Source organism: Bacillus bingmayongensis (assembly GCF_000299035.1).
Classification (GTDB): Bacteria; Bacillota; Bacilli; order Bacillales; family Bacillaceae_G; genus Bacillus_A; species Bacillus_A bingmayongensis.
This window is the reverse complement of record NZ_AKCS01000013.1, coordinates 96,514-114,032: the sequence shown is the minus strand read 5'-3', so window position 1 is coordinate 114,032 and position 17,519 is coordinate 96,514. Positions and strand designations below refer to the sequence as shown.

Below are 17,519 nucleotides of genomic sequence, written 5' to 3'. Positions count from 1 at the left end.
CCTACTTCTGTTTTACTCGTCTTGCAAATAACCATGTTAAAACAAATGGTACTACTACTGCGATTATCATCCCAATCACAAACATTGGAATCGATTTCGGAATGATAGAAATAAATGCTGGCAACCCGCCAATTCCAATCGCTGGAGCTAACACACCGTTTAACGTGATAAATACTGCTGCAACTGCCGATCCCGTAATAGCTGCATAAAACGGAAATTTATTTCTTAAATTCACACCGAACATCGCTGGCTCGGTAATACCGAAGTATGCTGAAATCGCTGATGTTGACGCCATACTTTTATCATTTTGATTTTTTGAAATCCAAAACATTGCCAGAGCTGCGCTACCTTGTGCGAGATTAGAAAGTGCAATCATTGGCCAAATGAATGTACCGCCATTTTGTGCGATTAACTGTAAATCAATCGCAATAAACATATGATGCATACCTGTAATTACGAGTGGTGCATATAACGCGCCAAATAATAATGCTCCAAGTGCAGGAACTGTCTCGTATACACCAACTAGACCAGCTGTTAATAAATCACCAATATGACGTGTAACTGGACCAATAACTCCTAACGCCAATACACCAGTTACAACAATTGTGGTAATTGGTACAACTAGTAATTGAATTGCATTTGGTACACGTTTCTTCAGGAAAATCTCAACTTTACTTAATACAAATGCCGCTACTAAAATCGGTAAAATCTGTCCTTGATAGCCTACTTTTTCAATTTGGAATAATCCTAAAATATCGAAGTACTCAATTTTCTGTCCATCTAGACCTGCTGCTGCTTTCCCGTAATTCCATGCATTTAATAAATCAGGATGGACAAGCATCAACCCCATCACGATACCAAGTATCGGACTGCCGCCAAAACGCTTCGTTGCTGACCAACCAACAAGTGCTGGTAAGAATACGAATGCTGTATTGGCCATCATATTAATTAAATCCCAAAGTCCGCCTAAGTTTGGATATACTTCTAATAGATTTTTTCCTTCAAAAAATAAGTCCTTTGCTCCTAATAAATTATTAATCCCCATCAATAAACCGGCTGTAACAATTGCTGGTAAAATCGGCATAAATACATCGGAAAATATTTTGACAAACTTTTGCATTGGATTTAATTTCTGATTCCCTGAGTCCTTTACATCCGCTACTGTCGATTCTTTCATACCTGCAAGCGTTATCAATTCTGCATATACACGATCCACATCTCCTGGACCAATAACAATTTGAAATACGCCAGCGTTATGAAACGCTCCTTTTACTAAGGAAACCGCTTGCAGTTTATCGCTATCTATTTTACTTTCATCCTTCAAAGCGATGCGTAGTCTTGTTACACAATGTGCTGCTTGTTCAATATTTTCTTTCCCACCAATATATTGCAGCACTTCTTCTGCCGTCTTACGATAATCCTTCCCCATATTCCATCCCTCTTTTCTTTTTTGATACCGTTTACAATTACATATTAACTCGTATATATAAGTTAGTCAACACTCGTATATACGAGTTTGTGAATTTTTCTCTCAAAATATAAAAAAGAGATGAAACAATGCACTGTTTCATCTCTTTATTTTCTCCGCGCCACGTCAGAAAAATGAAAAATATCCAAACGGTGACGTGATTCTGTATATTCAAATTGACTACCATCATATAAATGAGTAAAATTTTTCACAACAACAACATACTCTGTTCCGTTCAAATCTAAATACTTCCGATCATCCTCTGTACATGGTTGTACTTCAATAACACGCTGTGAATAACTAATATGTAATCCTAATTCTTTCTCAATGTATTTATAAATCGATTTCTCAGCGATTTCTTTTGTTAATCCAGGAATATGTTCAGATACAAAATAATTTACATCTAGAATTACATTTTCCCCATCAATATTTCGAACACGTTTAATATGATCTACCTTCGTTTTCGCCTTCACATTTAATAGTTTGGCTATTTCTTTCGTTGCTGACAATTGCTCCATCTCTACGACATTTGTTATACAGTGGCGCCCTAATCGTTCGTTTTCCTCTTGAAAACTCACAATACCTCCAAAATTAAATTCAATGTTTTTTCGTTTTAAAACAAAAACACCTTTACCGTGAATTTTTTGCACGTATCCACGTTCCTGCAATAAATCTACAGCTTTTCTTACCGTCCCACGGCTCGCTTCATACTGCTTCATCAATTCTGTTTCAGATGGAATTTTACACCCCTCTTTTAACTTACGATTATCAATTGAATCACTTATCTCCGTATAAATCTGTTCATACTTACTCATCATTTTGAATAACCCCTTGTCACCTTCTTTTTCTACTTGTATTATAGCATGACAGAAAATCATGCCAATCTCTCACCTAAAGAAGGGAGGAATATAAAACCATTTTGATTTTCCAACATATAAATCACGGCTATGGAAACAAAGGCAGACCTCCACTTGTTGTCTCCTTATGTTTTTATATAGCATGGGGCTGAAAAAGGATCTGACCGCTTCTATGCATGGCCGGATGCTCTCTCCCACCTAAAAAGAAAGGACTTTATCCCCTTTTTAAAATACACATAAATATTTAGTCACCAATACGAATTTTTATAATTTTTTTCATATTTCTCTTTTCATTCTAAAAAACATGTAGTATACTAACTTCAAAATCAGAGGAGAAAGGGAGCAAAGAACTATGCTTACGAATACAACTGTAGTTACATTTGCACAAAAACATCATCATCATACGTAAACCCTTGAAACCTAGCGGAAAAAATTACGCGTAGGTACAAGGGTTATTCCCGTTGTACCTACGTTAGGCAAAGAGCCATGTAGGTATTTTTTATCTACATGGCTCTTTTTTATTTTTAAAAAACGCTAGTAAAAAAATGATGCATGAAGAAAACTACTACAAAGGAGTTATACAATTATGGAAACGAAAAAATGGGGTTTATGGATTTTAACAGCGTTTGTTGTTGGAAATATGGTTGGCGGCGGCGTATTTATGCTTCCAGCAAATTTAGCGCAAGTATCAGGCCCAATGGGATCGACACTTGCATGGAGTATTACAGGACTTGGTGTATTTATGATTGCACTTGTATTCGGGAATCTTGCAGTGCGTAAACCGGAGTTAAAAGCTGGTCCACAAAGTTATGCACAAGCAATGTTTACCTCTCAAAAAGCAGGTAAAGTTGCTGGATATAGTATGGCATGGGGATACTGGGCTGCGAACTGGGCTGCAACTGCTTCTGTTATTATTTCATTTGCAGGATATTTGTCTACATTCTTCCCAGTTTTACAAAGTAAGCAAGTTCTTTTTTCACTAAACGGATTTTCATTAGAACTTGGAAAAGGATTAACATTTGCTGTATGTAGCATTATGCTATGGGGCATTCAATATATTCTTTCTCAAAATATTGATCGTGCAGGTAACATGAACCTACTTGCAACAATCGCAAAGATTATCGGATTTACAATGTTCATCGTCATTACATTATTTATTTTTAACGCTTCTAATTTTGGTGATGGTCAAACATTTATGAATGAAGCTGGAAAATCGATTCCATTAGGAGGACAGATAAATGCTGCTGCCATTGCAACTCTTTGGGCATTTATAGGAATTGAATCAGCAGTTATGTTGTCTAATCGCGCAAAATCACAGCGTGATGTAAAAAAAGCAACGATTTTCGGATTAATTATTGCACTTATTATTTACATGGCAATTACTCTACTCACAATGGGTGCTCTTCCGCAAGATGCTTTAAAAGAATCTCAAAAACCATTGGTGGATGCATTAAACCTAGCAATTGGTAATAAAGGTGCTTACATTATGGCACTCCTTGCACTTGTATCATTGTTCGGATCTACTGTAGGATGGATTGTTGTTAGTTCAGAAGTACCTTATCAAGCAGCAAAGAACGGACTTTTCCCGAAATTCTTTGGAAAGACCAATCAAAAAGGAAGTCCTTCAAAATCGTTGTTTGTTACTAATGTTATGACACAAATTTTCTTATTTTCAACAATATCTGGAACTGTCTCAGAAGCGTATAATTTCGCAATTGTTGTTGCGACGTTAGCTTATTTAATTCCATATCTTGTTTCTACCCTATACCAATTAAAGCTTGTTGTAACAGGAGAAACATACGATATAACACCAGGCTCTCGAGTAAAAGATGGAATTATTACCTTACTTGCACTCCTATACTCTATTTGGGTAATTAAAACTGGAACAGCTGATTTAAAAACATTTTTCTTAGGCATTGGATTATTTGTATTAGGACTTGTTCTCTATCCTATTCTGATGAGAAATTCATCTACTTCCGTTTCAGAACAACCAAATAAAAAAATAAGCTAATACAAAAGAAGCTGCCAGCACCATCAAAATACGATAGATGGTTCGCTCGCAGCTTCTTTTTTCTATTAATTACTTTTATGTTGTTCCACATGAAACTCTTTTTGGACTAATAAAACAAGAGAAAGTCCGCCCATTAATAACATAATAATTAAAGAAATGACACCTATCCAATGGAGGTGTTCCCAAAAGTAACCGCTAAATGAACCAACAAAACTTGAACCTAAATAGTAGAATAATAAATATAATGCAGCAGCTTGAGCCTTATTAGTTTCTGCATATTTTTCAATTGATGCACTGGCAATGGAATGACTTCCAAAAAAGCCAAATGTAAAAATAGATAATCCAATTATTTTTATAATAAGATTGGGAACAAGTGTTATCATAGCTCCTACCATCATAATGGTAATAGAAATCGTAAGGGTAAAAGTTCTTCCATGCTGATCTGCTTGTTTCCCCATAAATACAGAACTAAATGTTCCCATAATATAGACAATAAATAAAAATCCAATTAATGTTTGGCTTAACGAATAAGGAGGTTCCTCTAATAAAAACCCAATATAATTGTACAGTGTGACAAAACTCCCCATTAATGTAAACCCAAGTAAAATAGTCGCTACTAATTGTTTGTTTTTAAAATGTATTGTATAAGCATTCCACATAGATTGAAAGTTAACCGTTTGTTTCTTAGAATTCATAGAATTTGGTAATGTACGCCAAAATAGGATACTACAAATGACTGTAATAACACCAAGCAGTCCTAATGCAATCCTCCATGATGATAGATCCGTTACAATTCCAATAAAAATACGACCAGTCATTCCTCCTATTCCATTGCCACAAATATAGAGCCCCATAACTCTTCCTAATCCACTTGGTTCAAATTCTTCCCCAATATAAGTCATCGCAATGGAAGGAAGACCAGCTATACAAACTCCAAGTAATCCTCTTAATAAAACAAGCGTAATAAAATTAGGACTAAATGCTGTCAGTACTCCAATCATAGAGGTAAAGAACATCGATAAGATCATAATCCGTTTCCGACCAATTATGTCTGACATTGATGCTGCAACAAGCATCATAATCGCCATCGTCCCTGTTGTAATAGATAATGTTATACTCGCTGCTGTTGCAGAAACTTGAAACTCTTTTGCCAGTATCGGTAATAGTGGTTGCGTTGCATACAGCGTAGCAAATGTAACAAATCCGCCAAGAAACAATGCTATGCTAGCATTTGTATATGTCTTTGTTCCTTTTTGGATATAACTCATTGCAATCTCCCCTTTGTCTGTTAAAACTATACTCTTTATGCTACGCTTCCTTTATCTATGTGTCTAATTTATAATTTGCATCATATCGATAACAAAAACGCATGATAGGGAGATAAATATATGGAATGGCATCAAATTGAAAATTTTATCGCTGTAGCAAAGCACAAACATTTCACCAAAGCTGCAAAAGAACAGTTAATTTCGCAGCCAGCCCTTAGCCGTTCAATCTTAAAATTGGAAGAAGAACTTGGTGTTCCATTATTTATAAGAGAGGGCAAAATAGTCTGCTTAACAAGGTATGGAAAAATGTTTCTAAAACGAGCCAAGCAAGCACAAAGCGCATTACATACTGGCGCAGCAGAAATTCAAGAGAAAATTTCTCCTGATAGCGGAGAAATCTCAATTGCTTTTTTACATACATTAGGCACTCGGCCAATACCTGAGATAATTGCTGACTATAAGAAACTCTATCCAAACGTTACATTTCAAATGTATCAAGGAGCAAATATTCATCTCTTAGAAAAAGTAAAAGAAGGATTGGCAGACATGTGCCTAACTTCACCACCAATCTTACATGAACAAGTTGAATGGACAACGTTAAAAATAGAACCATTGTATCTCACTGTCTCAAAAACTCACCCATTGGCTCATCGAAAACATATATCATTTCAAGAATTAGCAAATGAAGAGTTTATTTGTTTTAAGGATGGGTATGGCCTTCGCTATATATTTGATCAAATGTGCCAAACGCTTCAGGTCCATCCAAAAATTACTTTTATGGGGGAAGAAATTGCAACGATTTTAGGATTTGTCGCCGCTGGGTTAGGCATCGCTATATTGCCTAAAGTAAAAGAATTTGATCAATCCCATCTACATTTTCTAGAAATTACTGATTATCCATGTGAACGAACGATTGCATTAGCTACTGCTCGCAATCATTACCTATCTCCTGCTGCGAAAACTTTTAAAGAATTTATTATTCAACATTTTCAAGAATATAATCATTAAAAAAAGAGCTTGATTACTCAAGCACCTTTTTTATAGCTAATCGCTTGCTTACCCATTTGCTCCCAAGCTGCTTGAAATTCATTTTTCGTAACAGCTATATGTGGCTCTTTTCCAAGAGGATTATGAATATACACTTTGTCTTTATCATATCCAGTCACGAGAACACTATGCTCGTAGTATGTAATACGAACCATTCCTTGCGGCGTTTCCCAATTACGAAACTGATTATCGGAAAGAATTCGAAAAGTAGAATTTGTAACTACTAACACAGGTATCCCTGAACGAATCTGTGTATAGATGCTCTCCATATCTCGTCCAGTCAAATCAATTGCTCGCTCCCCTAAATATTGCTGTGCCAATTTGTAAATCGGCTTATGATACGCACCATATCCAGGAGAAGAGTACGTATAAATATTTCCAACAAACCCCTCATTTGGATGCCCATGCTTCTTTCCAATCCAAAATGGAACTTTGTGTATTTCCTTTGCTAGCTTCATTTTATCTACTTGAATATTTGCTGACTGAAGTAACATCGCCAAGCTCGTTACTTCACAACCTCTTTTTAATTCAGGAAGCTGCCTGATAAATGGAACATGTGATAGTACAATTTTCTCAGGTAAAGGTTTTTGCGTTTCTTGTTTTACTTGCTGAAGCTTATATTGATTCGATTTCTGATCTGTTTTTACTGGTTGCAAGGGCTTCTTAGTAGCAGGAGAACACCCCCCAAGTAATATCGTAAAAACAAAAAGGACCTTATACAACTGCACATATTTTTGCATATATATGACTCTAACTCCATTTCATATTAAAATGATTCCTTCCTATTTTGTACTATTACAGATAAAATCTCGTTGTTATTTTTTCCCGAATCATATATAGTTCTTTGGCTACTAAAAAACAGACCGGAACATTCAAGGTCTGCTTTTTGTTACTTATTAATAACTACCATATAGATTTTGAGTTGGATATGGTGCTGGGTATGTTGTTGGATATGTCACTGGGTATGGTTCTGGGTATGCTACTGGATACGGCACTGGATAATAGCCTCCACCGCTCGACAATGCTCCAGCTGTTAGTCCTCCTAACATCCCACCTACAAAACTTCCAACTGGGAAAAATGAGCCTCCTCCCCAGCCCCAACCACTGCCATGATTGTATCCGTGATGGTGTCCATGGTGATTGTGTCCATGGTGATTGTGTCCGTGGTGATTGTGTCCGTGGTGGTTGTGTCCGTGGTGGTTGTGTCCGTGGTGGCCACCATGATTCCGCATATTGTTCATTTTCCCATCTCCTTTATTACTTATTTATCCCTATCCTATGCAGGACAAATGTGGAGAGCATGGGTATTTTATCTATATTTATGCAGAAGAAAACAAAATGTCTTATAATAAGGATATTATAATAAGGCTTTTAGTAAATATATCTTACATTTTGTCCCTCCTTACTGGGCAGTAAGTACGCAAGACTGATTCTTAGTAGACATGAAAAAATCTCATTGAAAAAAGTTTTATTTTATTGTTGAGGGATATATATAAGAAAGAATAGGTGAAGTTCATACATATGAAAAATCGTATTGTTCAATTACTACTTGTTTTTACAATTACAGCAATTGTTCTCATGCTCTTAAATAGGTCCCTCATATCGTTATACACTATTTTCGGTACACTATGGCCCATCACTGTTATAGGGATTTCCTTCGTTATTTTTATTGAAAATCGTTCACCCCAAAGTACATTGGCGTGGCTTTTAGTATTAGCCCTCCTTCCAGTTATAGGTGTACTATTGTACTTACTTTTTGGAAGAAGTCGCTGGAGACGAGAGAAGCATTTACATCGTGCAGAGGAACAGCGAAATGTCTTCCGTCAGATTTTAGAAGGCAAGCGTTTAGATGTAGCACTTCCTTCCTCATTAAGTGAGCGGTCCACCTATTTAACAACGATTGTACAAAAATTCGGCGGTGGCCCTGTCGCAGATGAAACAACAACAAAGCTATTAACAAATGGAGAAGAAACATTTACTGAAATCATACAAGCTATCGAAAACGCACAGCATCACATTCATATTCAATACTATATTTATCGTTCAGATGACATCGGTACGAAAATTCGAGATGCATTAATAAAAAAAGCAAAATCCGGTGTCATCGTACGTTTTCTGTACGATGGACTTGGAAGTAATACACTACGAAATCGCTTCTTACGACCTATGAAAGAAGCTGGAATTGAAATTATGGAATTTGATTCCATTCTTTCACCGTGGCTACTTGAAACAGTAAATTATCGTAATCATCGTAAGATTGTTATTGTAGATGGCGTCATTGGTTTTACAGGTGGACTTAACGTTGGTGATGAATATCTTGGCCATTCGAAAAAGTTTCCTATTTGGCGCGATAGTCATTTAAAAATAGAAGGAAAAGCATTATATAAACTACAGGCTATTTTTCTAGAAGATTGGCTCTATGCCTCTAGTGGTTTAAATACTTACTCTTGGGATCCATTTATGAACAGGGGATATTTTCCAGGGAAAGGAGTCCCTCAAACACAAGGCGGCGTCCAAATCGTCGCAAGCGGTCCAAGCTCGGATGATACAAATATTCGTAACGCTCTGTTAGCGGTTATGGGATCTGCAAAAAAGTCAATTTGGATTGCAACGCCGTACTTCATTCCAGATCAAGAAACATTAACATTACTACGTTTAAGTGCAACTGCTGGAATTGATGTACGCATTCTGTATCCAGGAAAAAGTGACAGTATTATTAGTGACCAAGCATCTCAATCCTACTTTACCCCACTCTTAAAAGCAGGGGCATCCATTTACCACTATAAAGATGGATTTATGCACGCCAAAATTGTACTTGTTGATGATAAAATTGCTACAATTGGTACAGCAAATATGGATATTCGTAGCTTTGAACTTAATTATGAGCTCATCGCAATGCTATATGAATCTAAAACAGTGTTAGATATAAAGCATGATTTCGAGCAAGATTTTAAAGATTCCATAGAAATTAGATGGGATTCATTCAAAAAACGAAATATCGGAAAGCGAATACTCGAATCGCTTATGCGACTCATTTCACCTTTACTGTAAATTTCTAAAAAGTAATCAAAACAAATTTGATTACTTTTTCTTTTATAATAACGTACTTTTCTCACCTCTGTCTTCCTCTTCTTTTCTTTGCATACCATATTAAAACAAGTTATCATAAGATGTATTGTTTACTTTACGAAAATAATGTTAGGTGGGAAATACATGTTAGAACAATTTCATATACATGCTGATTTAAAACAGCAATTAGCAACGATTCACGACAAAAATAAGCAAGCAGCTGGTGAAAATACACATTTAATCGGAACAAAAATGTATAAAGCATCAGATAATAGCATTATTGAAGATGCGATTACAGCACTTCTCCTTGGAAAGAACATCTTACTAAAAGGACCAACGGGAAGCGGAAAAACCGTCCTTGCAGAAACGCTTTCTTCCTTGTTTCAAAAGCCAATGCACAGTATTAACTGTTCAGTTGATTTAGATGTGGAAGGTATTTTAGGATACAATACTTTAAAAACAAAAGATGGAGCATCTGAAGTTTCCTTCGTTGACGGTCCTCTTATGAAAGCAATGAAAAATGGTCATTTCCTATATATCGATGAAATCAATATGGCAAAACCTGAAACGCTCCCTCTTCTTCACGGTGCATTAGATTACCGTAAAATGATCACAAACCCATTTACACAACAAGTTGTATATGGTGATGAAGAGTACCGTGTAATTGCCGCTATTAACGAAGGTTACGTTGGAACGAGTGAACTAAATGAAGCATTAAAGAACCGCTTCGTTATTATCGAAGTTCCTTATATTCAAGGTGATACATTAAAACAACTATTATTATCTGAATCAAAATTAAAAGACGTTGCAACGATCGAAAAATTTGTCGCATTTGCAAGTGACCTAATGCCACTTGCTCGTGATGGCCGCGTAAGTGAAGAAGCAGCGAGTATTCGCGGTATTATTGACGCATGTGATTTAGGCGTATACATTCCTGTTATGCGTGCAATTGAGCGAAGCATTATCGCAAAATTAAATGATGAAACAGAACAAATGACTGTCCGTGAATTAGCAGAAAGCTATTTCTTTGAGGGATAATTCATGAGACAAATTTTTAGTGACAAAAAAATTGATGCGTCGCTGTTTCTTCAAATGGAAAATTTAATGTATGCTCTTCTAAAAGAAGCTGATGCTTACTTAGAGTATGGCTATAAAGCATATTACGACGAAATCGAAAAGAAAGTTGTCATCAGTCACTTTTGGGACGACCGAAAAGAAGAGGATACAGTAATCGGATTAAAAAGCGAGGTGTTTTTAAAAGCACTTGGCAATAAACATTACTCGGACATGGCATTAATTCGTTCTTATGCAATTGAATTACAAGAATCTCCTCTTAAAAAGTTTTTAACACAATTATTTGTTCTGTTAGAAGATTTACGCGTAGAGGAAATTGTAAAAAATTTACGCCCTGGTACGAAGCATATTTTTAAAAGACGTAAAGAAATGTACCGTAATTACTTTAGTTCACAAAATGAAATCAACCGCGTTCGTAACTATCACGGTGATCGTCTATTTTGTCTATGCTACCTTTCCTTAACAAGCGATAAATACGAAATTTTTAACAACGAATATTTCGAGCAAATTGAGTCCATTTTACATGATACATTCCAAGCTCGTAATACAGAAGATACAATGTATATTGTTGAAAAAATTCGTTATCGCTTAGAAGGACTTCTTGAAAATGATATGATTAACAACTACTTCGGGCATGCGCCGCTCTATTTATCTGTCATTGCAGATGAAAAAAACGGTCGTGTCGAAGAATTAGCAAATGATGATACTCAAATCGTAGATGATGAGAATAAAAATAAAATTAATGAAAGCTTCTCGACATGGCATCGTGAAAATAAAAATAACGAAAACGAGAACTTTTTACGCTTTGAATTAGAAAGCGGAACAAAAACAAATATGATGGGTGATACGGCTCGCGAGTCTGAAGATGGTGATCAAGCACTCGGTTCAGTACAAGGTACTTCGCAAAAAAGTACACAGTCAAACTTTGATGGAGCTGATACTGAAGATGCGAGAGCTTCCCATGCTTCTAGTCAAAATGAGGGTGTATATGGTAAATATAACGTTGGTGCTTCACATACATTCAAAGAAGCTCGTAAGCCAACCCCTGAAGATAAAAAAGACTATCAAGCCATCAAGTCCGTCATTAATAAAGACGTAAAAGAATTAAAGAAAATCATTGAAAAAACGATTGAAAACAAAACAAACGCAAATAGTGATAAATATTACGGAAGACTCCGTAAAAAGTTCCTCCGTATTTATACAGAAAAACAACCGCGTATGTTTTATAAAAAAGGTCAAGAATCACAAGAGCTTGATGTAGCCTTTCAGTTATTAGTTGACTGTTCTGGTTCTATGTATAACAAAATGGAAGAAACGAAAAAGAGTGTTGTTCTGTTCCATGAAGCATTAAAGTCATTAAAAATCCCACATGCGATTAGTGGATTTTGGGAAGATGCTTCTAGTGCGACACCAGAAGATAAACCAAACGTCATTCATGAAGTTGTAACGTACAAAAATTCAACGCTTCCAAACGTAGGTCCAGAAATTATGCAACTTCGTGAAGAAGAAGATAATCGCGACGGTTACATTATTCGCATCGTTTCTGAAAAGCTTGCAAAAAGGCCAGAGAAGCACAAATTCTTACTTGTCTTTACAGATGGTGAACCATCCGCTTTAGACTATCAACAAGACGGTATTTTAGATACACACGAAGCTGTTAAACTTGCTCGTAAAAGCGGTATGGAAGTTATCGGGATCTTTATCGAAGAAGGCGAAGCAAAAGAAGCGACATATCAATTGATGAAAAATATTTATAACCATCACTTCTTAGTTGCGAATCATGCTGAAGATTTACGCTTAAAAATTAAGCCGTTATTGAAGAAGTTATTATTGAAGACGATTGAATAGTAAACAGGGGCTTGTCCAGCCCCTGTTTTTTAGTCGTTATTTATCAAGCAGTCGATATCGTTGAATTTATGTCGATAAAATTTCATTTACTATTTTGTTTCTTTTTGAAATTTATATGGAATGGATGCTTGTAATAAAGATTCAAGCCCTCCATCATAATATGGAAAGCGCTCGTTTGCCGTTTTCATATCCACCCATTCTATTTCTGAAATTTCATCTGCATCTTGCACAGCAATATCGCCATTTATCACATTGGCATGAAAAGTAATCAATAATGCATGGTTACCTATCTCAGTAAAAAACTTTTCATTTATTGCAGCAATCCCCTGTATTCCTACTATTAGTCCTGTTTCTTCTTTTACCTCCCTTACAGCTGCAGCTTCTAATGTTTCCCCTTTTTCCACTGCGCCACCTGGTAATGACCAATCATCTTGTTCAACGTTATGTACCATTAATATTTGATTCTTTTCCTGATTATAGATTAATGAATAAACAACATCGACTCTTTTCATAGATATTTCCTCCTATTTGTATTTTTACGTATCTAATTTTGGTTCAATTTTCGATACAATTCTACTCGCTTATACTACTTATTATGAAGATATATAAATAATCCTATCAAGAAGAAAAAAAATGAAAAATTCATAGAAATCTTTTTGGGTATATTAAAGAAAAAGTTTACTATCAAATATATTTGAAAGGGTGTTTCATTTGTCTTCAAAAAAAGATGAACAATATACGGATGTTACAGCCGCTGAAGCTAGGCATGAATATATCATTCCCGAAGAGTTTCCTGAAGGTCCTTACGGTTCTTCCACTAACAGAGAGTTAGGAAAATCGACTCCTTGGGAGAACGATCAAAAAACACATAAAGCATTTAGCTACGAATATGAAAAACAATATGAAGAAACAAATCAGCAATATCCTAAGGCTAGCAATGAACAAAAAGGTCTTAATCCGAATAAGGTAAAATCTATATAACGAGAAAACAGATTTCTTTTCTAAACTAAGTTTGACAAAAAGAGCCGCTTCAAAGAAGCAGCTCTTTTTCATTAGCTAAGCACTAACTCAGCTGTTAACTTTTTTTTTAACTTTGCCAGCATATCAACTGTCATTTTATCTAAATCATAATCTACTTTAAAACCCCACTCTTCTTTTGCTGCTGTTGCATCGATTGAGTTTGGCCAGCTGTTTGCAATTGTTTGACGAGCAGGGTCCACAGCGTAATCCATTGTAAACGTAGGAATGTGCTTACGAATCGCTGCTGCAATTTGCTCTGGCTCGAAACTCATTGCGGTAATATTAAAAGCATTACGATGTATTAACTTACTTGGATCTGCTTCCATTAATGAAACAATTGCTTGCAGTGCATCTGGCATATACATCATATCCATGTACGTACCTTCTGCAATGTAAGAGGTGTAAGTACCTTTTTTAATTGCTTCATAGTAAATTTCAACTGCATAGTCCGTTGTACCGCCTCCTGGAGGAGCTACATAAGAAATTAAACCTGGGAAACGTACACCACGTGTATCAACGCCAAATTTTTGATAATAGTAATCACATAACAATTCTCCTGCTACTTTGTTTACCCCATACATTGTAGTAGGTCGCTGAATCGTATCTTGCGGTGTATTGTCTTTTGGCGTTGTTGGACCAAATGCACCGATAGAACTTGGTGTGAAAAATTTACAGTCAAGTTCACGTGCTGCTTCTAATGCATTTACAAGCCCACCCATATTTAAGTTCCACGCAAATAACGGATTTTTTTCTGCGGTTGCTGAAAGTAAAGCTGCTAAATGAATAATTGTATCCACTTCATTACGTTTCGCAATATCATGCAGTTTCTGACCATCTGTTACATCTAACGTTTCAAATGGACCAGACTTTACTACATCACTATCTGTTTCACGAATATCTGTTGCAATAACGTTTGATGCACCGTATACATCACGAAGTTTCATTACAAGTTCAGAACCAATTTGCCCTAAAGAACCGGTTACTAGAATTTTTTTCATTTTCCCCACTCCTCATTTGCAAGCTTTCAAAAGATGTAAATATGTTAAATGATTCCCATTTCTTTGCCCACTTTTTCATACGTACGAATCGCTTCATCGAGCATTTCTTTCGTATGTGCTGCTGTTGGCATATTACGAACACGACCTGTTCCTTTTGCTACAGTTGGGAACACAATTGATTTTGCGTATACACCTTCTTCATTTAGACGTTTACTAAATTCTTGTGTTAATACTTCATCGCCAATAATACAAGGTGTAATTGGTGTCTCACTTTCTCCAATGTTAAATCCAAGCTCTTTTAAACCTTGTTTTAAATAGCGACCATTTTCCCATAAGCGATCATGTAATTCCGTGCTTTCCATTAAAATTTCAATCGATCTCATACAAGCTGCAGCATCTGCTGGTGTTAAAGCTGTTGAGAATAGGAATGGACGTGAACGAACTTTTAGCCAATCAATTAAGTTTTGCTTTCCTGCTACATATCCACCGACTACCCCAATCGCTTTTGATAATGTACCAATTTGGAAATCTACTTTATCAGAAAGTCCGAAATGTTTTACAGTACCTGCACCTTTTCCAAGTACACCTGAACCATGTGCATCATCTACATATGTCATTAAATCTAGCTCTTCTGCAATCTCAACAATTTCTGGTAGTTTCGCAACATCACCATCCATTGAGAACACGCCATCTGTAATAACCATCAATTTATTGTAAAGACCTGATTCCTTGGCCTCAGTTGCTTTTTTGCGTAAGTCATCCATATCAGAATGTTTATAAACAATAATTTTTGCTTTTGATAAACGACTGCCGTCAATAATAGACGCATGGTTTAATTCATCAGAGAGAATTGCATCATTTTTATCCATAACAGCTGAAATCGCTGCCATATTACAGTTAAATCCTGATTGATATGCAATCGCTGCTTCTGTATGTTTAAACTTGGCAATTGTTTCTTCTAATTTGATATGCAAATCAAGAGTACCGTTAATTGTACGAACCGCTCCCGCACCAACGCCATACTTATGAATTGCACCAATTGCTGCTTCTTGCAGGCGATCGTCTGTTGCTAAACCAAGATAGTTATTTGAAGATAAGTTAATATATTCTTTCCCGCCAATTGTAATGATTGGTCCATTTGGACTTTCTAGCGGATCAATTACGTTATAAAGTCCCTTTGCTTTTAAATCTTCTAAATTTTCTTCCAAAAAGTTTGCAAGTGTTTTACTAGACATCGTGAAGCCTCCCCATCGTTCATGTAAGCGAATTATTGTCTTAATAATTCCAATAATCCCTCTACTAGCTTAACACGTTTTCGAAATTTGTTATAGAAAAATAGTTCGAAGAAAACGCTTACATTTTTAGATTATATATGATTAAGCAAAAGAAATCTATTATTTGCTTTGAATGTTTGATAGAATAAAAAAATATTTTTAGGAGCTGAGAAAGTGGCATTTACAGAATCTGAAGTATATAATGACGACTCTTTTTTTGAACAGTACATGAATCGTAGATATCGCCAAATGATATAATCGAAAAACCAGCTTTATTGCAGCTCATCGAGGATATTAAAGGGAAGAACATTCTTGACTTAGGATGCGGTAATGCCAAATTTGGTGTGGAATTATTACAAAAAGGATGCCTCTCTGTCTTCTATTTTCTTGCAAAAAATAAAGTGAAAGTTTAATCAGTGGGGATTTTCTCCATCCTCCACTGATTATCAGCCCTCACCAATCGGGCTTTTACGGGCAGTAATACTCCCACCTAACTTCTTTAGAAAAGCGGAAGCGGCTCGCTCAGAATCGCAGGACGTTGGAGCACCCGACAGAGAGGCGCTTTTTGCCTCGTCCGAGGGGGCGAAACGACCGGAGATTCTAGCCGCTAGAGCTGGACAATGCTTTCGCCGAATTTTGAGGTGGGAGTATTACTGCCCTAGAATAGCGGGATAAACAAAAAAGCGATGAAATTTCATCGCTTTTGTCATTTCACTACCTGCGCTGCCTGTGGAATTAAACATCTTCCTCTTCCCTGCGGAATACAAAGCGGCGTTCCAAATAACGGATCTGTTGTAATTTGGCAATCCATACGGAAGACATCACGAACTAATTTACAATCAACAATTTCTTCCGGTTTCCCTTGTGCATAGATCTGTTTATCTTGAATAGCTACAATATTATCTGCATAGCGACAGGCTAAGTTTAAATCATGTAGCACCATAACGATTGTTCTTTGCTCTGTTTCATTTAATTCAAATAATAAATCTAGTACTTCAATTTGATGTGTCATATCCAAGTATGTTGTTGGCTCATCTAACAGTATAATATCTGTATCTTGCGCTAGTGTCATTGCAATCCAAGCACGCTGACGTTGTCCACCTGAAAGAGCATGAACATCACGCTCAGCAAATTCCGTCATACCCGTTGCCGCAAGCGCTTTTTGTACCATTTCTTCATCTTTTTCTGACCATTGTTTCAGCCATGTTTGGTATGGATAACGTCCTTGTTTCACAAGTTGTAGTACAGTCAGTCCTTCCGGAGCTTGAGGTCCTTGTGGTAAAATTGCCATTTGACGGGCAATTTGCTTTGTTTGCATATTTTGAATCGCTTTATCATCTAATAAAATATCACCCGATGTCGGTTTTAATAAACGAGCAAGGGAACGTAATAAAGTTGATTTTCCGCAGCCGTTAGAACCGATAAAAATCGTAATTTTCCCTTTTGGGATCTCTAAATTTAATTCATCAATAATAATTGTTTCACCATAAGACAATGTTAACGATTTTGTCTCTAATGCTTTTTGCATGTTCATCTCCCTTTACTCCGTTTTTTAATAGATAGAAAACCATCTATGTACGCTTTA

General features: G+C 36.2%; 15 protein-coding genes and 1 pseudogene. 7 read left to right on the top strand and 9 right to left on the bottom strand.

The genetic code is table 11. The features are described from left to right. Position 1 precedes the first annotated feature (1 nt). Both treP and treR read right to left on the bottom strand, forming a co-directional pair. Entirely contained in the window at positions 2-1,429 is a 1,428-nt protein-coding gene (treP, locus tag Y7E_RS0103590; RefSeq protein ID WP_017149947.1) for a PTS system trehalose-specific EIIBC component, read from the bottom strand. Positions 1,430-1,575: 146 nt separating this feature from the next. Continuing rightward, positions 1,576-2,286 carry a trehalose operon repressor gene (gene treR / locus Y7E_RS0103585; RefSeq protein ID WP_026049075.1) on the bottom strand — a complete coding sequence of 237 codons (711 nt, stop codon included), beginning with the start codon at positions 2,284-2,286 and terminating at the stop codon, positions 1,576-1,578. Between the two features lie 625 nt (positions 2,287-2,911). Here treR and Y7E_RS0103580 point away from each other — a divergent pair. Beyond that, the gene (locus tag Y7E_RS0103580; protein WP_017149945.1) at positions 2,912-4,336 is read left to right on the top strand and encodes an amino acid permease; all 1,425 of its coding nucleotides are present in this window, start codon (positions 2,912-2,914) and stop codon (positions 4,334-4,336) included. A gap of 65 nt (positions 4,337-4,401) precedes the next feature. On the opposite strand, the gene Y7E_RS0103575 is transcribed toward Y7E_RS0103580, so the two are convergent. Then, positions 4,402-5,604 carry an MFS transporter gene (locus Y7E_RS0103575; RefSeq protein ID WP_017149944.1) on the bottom strand — a complete coding sequence of 401 codons (1,203 nt, stop codon included), beginning with the start codon at positions 5,602-5,604 and terminating at the stop codon, positions 4,402-4,404. Positions 5,605-5,724: 120 nt separating this feature from the next. Between Y7E_RS0103575 and Y7E_RS0103570 the strand changes: the two genes are divergently transcribed. Next, the gene (locus Y7E_RS0103570) at positions 5,725-6,612 is read left to right on the top strand and encodes a LysR family transcriptional regulator (protein ID WP_017149943.1); all 888 of its coding nucleotides are present in this window, start codon (positions 5,725-5,727) and stop codon (positions 6,610-6,612) included. Positions 6,613-6,629: 17 nt separating this feature from the next. On the opposite strand, the gene Y7E_RS0103565 is transcribed toward Y7E_RS0103570, so the two are convergent. Beyond that, on the bottom strand, positions 6,630-7,391 hold the full coding sequence (locus Y7E_RS0103565; protein ID WP_017149942.1) for a C39 family peptidase: 762 nt from the start codon (positions 7,389-7,391) through the stop codon (positions 6,630-6,632). Between the two features lie 156 nt (positions 7,392-7,547). Then, a complete protein-coding gene (locus Y7E_RS0103560; protein ID WP_017149941.1) occupies positions 7,548-7,892 on the bottom strand; it encodes a hypothetical protein in 345 nt (114 codons plus the stop codon). A 280-nt stretch (positions 7,893-8,172) separates the two neighbouring features. Here Y7E_RS0103560 and Y7E_RS0103555 point away from each other — a divergent pair, with 280 nt between their 5' ends. The 3 genes from Y7E_RS0103555 to Y7E_RS0103545 all read left to right on the top strand — a co-directional run bounded on the left by Y7E_RS0103555 (position 8,173) and on the right by Y7E_RS0103545 (position 12,642). Further along, the gene (locus Y7E_RS0103555) at positions 8,173-9,702 is read left to right on the top strand and encodes a cardiolipin synthase (protein WP_017149940.1); all 1,530 of its coding nucleotides are present in this window, start codon (positions 8,173-8,175) and stop codon (positions 9,700-9,702) included. Between the two features lie 162 nt (positions 9,703-9,864). Further along, on the top strand, positions 9,865-10,758 hold the full coding sequence (locus Y7E_RS0103550) for an ATP-binding protein (RefSeq protein ID WP_017149939.1): 894 nt from the start codon (positions 9,865-9,867) through the stop codon (positions 10,756-10,758). Positions 10,759-10,761: 3 nt separating this feature from the next. Then, the gene (locus tag Y7E_RS0103545; RefSeq protein ID WP_017149938.1) at positions 10,762-12,642 is read left to right on the top strand and encodes a vWA domain-containing protein; all 1,881 of its coding nucleotides are present in this window, start codon (positions 10,762-10,764) and stop codon (positions 12,640-12,642) included. 89 nt (positions 12,643-12,731) lie between these two features. On the opposite strand, the gene Y7E_RS0103540 is transcribed toward Y7E_RS0103545, so the two are convergent. After that, positions 12,732-13,154: an NUDIX hydrolase gene (locus Y7E_RS0103540; RefSeq protein WP_017149937.1), complete on the bottom strand. Its 423-nt coding sequence runs from the start codon at positions 13,152-13,154 to the stop codon at positions 12,732-12,734. Between the two features lie 199 nt (positions 13,155-13,353). On the opposite strand from Y7E_RS0103540, the gene Y7E_RS0103535 reads away from it, so the two are divergent. Beyond that, the gene (locus tag Y7E_RS0103535; protein ID WP_017149936.1) at positions 13,354-13,623 is read left to right on the top strand and encodes a hypothetical protein; all 270 of its coding nucleotides are present in this window, start codon (positions 13,354-13,356) and stop codon (positions 13,621-13,623) included. Between the two features lie 71 nt (positions 13,624-13,694). On the opposite strand, the gene Y7E_RS0103530 is transcribed toward Y7E_RS0103535, so the two are convergent. After that, a complete protein-coding gene (locus Y7E_RS0103530) occupies positions 13,695-14,669 on the bottom strand; it encodes an L-threonine 3-dehydrogenase (protein WP_026049074.1) in 975 nt (324 codons plus the stop codon). 35 nt (positions 14,670-14,704) lie between these two features. Next, positions 14,705-15,895, bottom strand: coding sequence for a glycine C-acetyltransferase (locus Y7E_RS0103525; RefSeq protein WP_017149934.1), 1,191 nt, complete (start codon positions 15,893-15,895; stop codon positions 14,705-14,707). Positions 15,896-16,108: 213 nt separating this feature from the next. Here Y7E_RS0103525 and Y7E_RS31345 point away from each other — a divergent pair. Then, positions 16,109-16,308, top strand: a pseudogene (locus Y7E_RS31345) (SAM-dependent methyltransferase); the annotation flags it as partial. 332 nt (positions 16,309-16,640) lie between these two features. Here the strand turns inward: Y7E_RS31345 and Y7E_RS0103520 are convergent. Next, positions 16,641-17,468 (bottom strand): ABC transporter ATP-binding protein, encoded by an 828-nt coding sequence (locus Y7E_RS0103520; RefSeq protein WP_026049073.1) that lies wholly within the window; start codon positions 17,466-17,468, stop codon positions 16,641-16,643. Positions 17,469-17,519 lie beyond the last annotated feature (51 nt).

Excerpts from the sequence above, each read along its gene's own strand:
- Y7E_RS0103525 (WP_017149934.1), bottom strand. The coding sequence starts at position 15,895 with ATGTCTAGTAAAACACTTGCAAACTTTTTGGAAGAAAATTTAGAAGAT.
- treR (WP_026049075.1), bottom strand. The coding sequence starts at position 2,286 with ATGATGAGTAAGTATGAACAGATTTATACGGAGATAAGTGATTCAATT.
- Y7E_RS0103580 (WP_017149945.1), top strand. The coding sequence starts at position 2,912 with ATGGAAACGAAAAAATGGGGTTTATGGATTTTAACAGCGTTTGTTGTT.
- Y7E_RS0103560 (WP_017149941.1), bottom strand. The coding sequence starts at position 7,892 with ATGAACAATATGCGGAATCATGGTGGCCACCACGGACACAACCACCAC.
- Y7E_RS0103555 (WP_017149940.1), top strand. The coding sequence starts at position 8,173 with ATGAAAAATCGTATTGTTCAATTACTACTTGTTTTTACAATTACAGCA.
- Y7E_RS0103565 (WP_017149942.1), bottom strand. The coding sequence starts at position 7,391 with ATGCAAAAATATGTGCAGTTGTATAAGGTCCTTTTTGTTTTTACGATA.
- Y7E_RS0103550 (WP_017149939.1), top strand. The coding sequence starts at position 9,865 with ATGTTAGAACAATTTCATATACATGCTGATTTAAAACAGCAATTAGCA.
- Y7E_RS0103570 (WP_017149943.1), top strand. The coding sequence starts at position 5,725 with ATGGAATGGCATCAAATTGAAAATTTTATCGCTGTAGCAAAGCACAAA.
- Y7E_RS0103540 (WP_017149937.1), bottom strand. The coding sequence starts at position 13,154 with ATGAAAAGAGTCGATGTTGTTTATTCATTAATCTATAATCAGGAAAAG.
- Y7E_RS0103545 (WP_017149938.1), top strand. The coding sequence starts at position 10,762 with ATGAGACAAATTTTTAGTGACAAAAAAATTGATGCGTCGCTGTTTCTT.
- treP (WP_017149947.1), bottom strand. The coding sequence starts at position 1,429 with ATGGGGAAGGATTATCGTAAGACGGCAGAAGAAGTGCTGCAATATATT.
- Y7E_RS0103575 (WP_017149944.1), bottom strand. The coding sequence starts at position 5,604 with ATGAGTTATATCCAAAAAGGAACAAAGACATATACAAATGCTAGCATA.
- Y7E_RS0103520 (WP_026049073.1), bottom strand. The coding sequence starts at position 17,468 with ATGAACATGCAAAAAGCATTAGAGACAAAATCGTTAACATTGTCTTAT.